The sequence below is a fragment of the Moorena sp. SIO3I6 genome, assembly GCF_010672095.1.
In genome coordinates, this window is sequence record NZ_JAAHHU010001172.1 from 1 (window position 1) to 1,605 (window position 1,605).

1 protein-coding gene is annotated in these 1,605 nt (G+C 42.3%); it reads left to right on the forward strand.

Features of this window, described 5'->3' with window-relative positions; translation table 11 throughout:
- The first annotated feature begins 248 nt into the window (after window positions 1–248).
- Window positions 249–1,496 (forward strand): NACHT domain-containing protein, encoded by a 1,248-nt coding sequence (locus tag F6K49_RS47375; RefSeq protein ID WP_293109471.1) that lies wholly within the window; start codon window positions 249–251, stop codon window positions 1,494–1,496.
- The last annotated feature ends 109 nt before the right edge of the window (window positions 1,497–1,605 follow it).

The window sequence follows — 1,605 nt, forward strand, 5'->3', positions numbered from 1 at the left end:
TCTTAATAAAAATCTCCCCATCTCCCTATCTCCCCACCCTCTCCTTAATTATGGGTATTCAAGCAGACTTGATATAGCGTTTCTAGGATTTATGAGGTACGCTTCTCAACCTCAAAGTCCCCCTTGATAAGGGGGATTTAGGGGGATCTCTTTGTCCCTCATGGCACATATAATTGCTATATTATTGGCTCTATCGACGCTAATTCGTTAAAATTTAAGATAGTGATAAAACAGAGGTCGCTTCAGAGATGAACCTTGCTGAACTTCTGACCAATCCCAACATCCTTCAAAGACTACTGTTGGTAGAACTAGCAATATTTACCTGTATTATAGGACTTTTAATCAATCGCTTTGAGGAGCAAAAAAGTCCCCTTCGGAGAATAATAGTAATTGCTCTATGCACAATTTATGGAGTCTTAGGTGCTGTAGGAGGAAATTTAGTTTTTAAACCATCAGCGGAACAGGATACCGAGTGGATCAAACAAGTCTGGTGGATTTTAGGTATTGGTTACTTATTTGCTCTACCTACAATTGCGTATTTGTTCAAAACTAGCTCAGTAAACCAAACTCAAATCCCTAGAAAAATTCCACAAGAAAATTTACAGCGATGGCGCAAGGACTTGCTGGGAGTAATGGCAGCTGAGGTTAACATGCGCCTTGATGACTCCCTGCACAATGACCACTTGATTCAGTTGGTGATGGCAGACCAAAGGGAGCAAGTGGGTCGTCCAGAAAAAATTACTGTGAATCCTAGCAATTCTCCTCCATGGTGGAAACGGTTGCCCAAGTTTCGTCGAGTAACTACGGAGTCTGAAGCAGGTCAAAAGGTTATTGAGGTATTTAACCAAGAGGATATTGCCGGGAAACTGTTGATTCTCGGTGCGCCCGGTTCTGGAAAAACGACCATGCTGTTGGATTTGGCCAAGGATTTAATTACACCTGCCCAACAGCAGCCAGACCAACCGATTCCAATTATAGCTGAACTTTCTGATTGGAAAGATGACCAACCCATTGCTGAATGGTTAGCAGCTAATTTAAAGTTTCGTTATAATCTCCCCGAAGCGATTACTCAGGAGTGGATTACCACCCGTCAGTTGTTACCTCTTCTGGATGGTTTGGATGAATTGGGCTTAGAGCGACAGAGGTTATGTGTTCAGCAATTAAATCAGTTTGTCAAACACGTTCCTCACGTTGTGGTCTGCTGTCGTGAAGAAGAGTACAAAGCTGGTGAGCAAATTCTTAAGATGCGGGGAGCAGTCTGTTTGCAACCTTTGACGGATGAGCAGATAAAAAATTATTTAAAGGGGTTCAAGGGTCCCCTCTGGGAAGGAATTCAGCAAGATTCAGAGGGATTGCTAGAGTTAGCAAGAATGCCCTTACTATTGCATTTGATTCCCGTTGCTTATCCCGATGGCTTGAAGCGAGTAGGGAGACATTTTAAGGATGATAAAGCAAAGGAAGATTATCGGAACCAATGCCAGGGCAAACGCATCTAAATTAGATTGACAAATAAGCAAAAATGTGCTAAGCACCACCCAGGTTAAGTTGAGCACCAAATATGAGATAATGACTTCATGACTAATTTTTAAGAACTCGTTGGCGTGT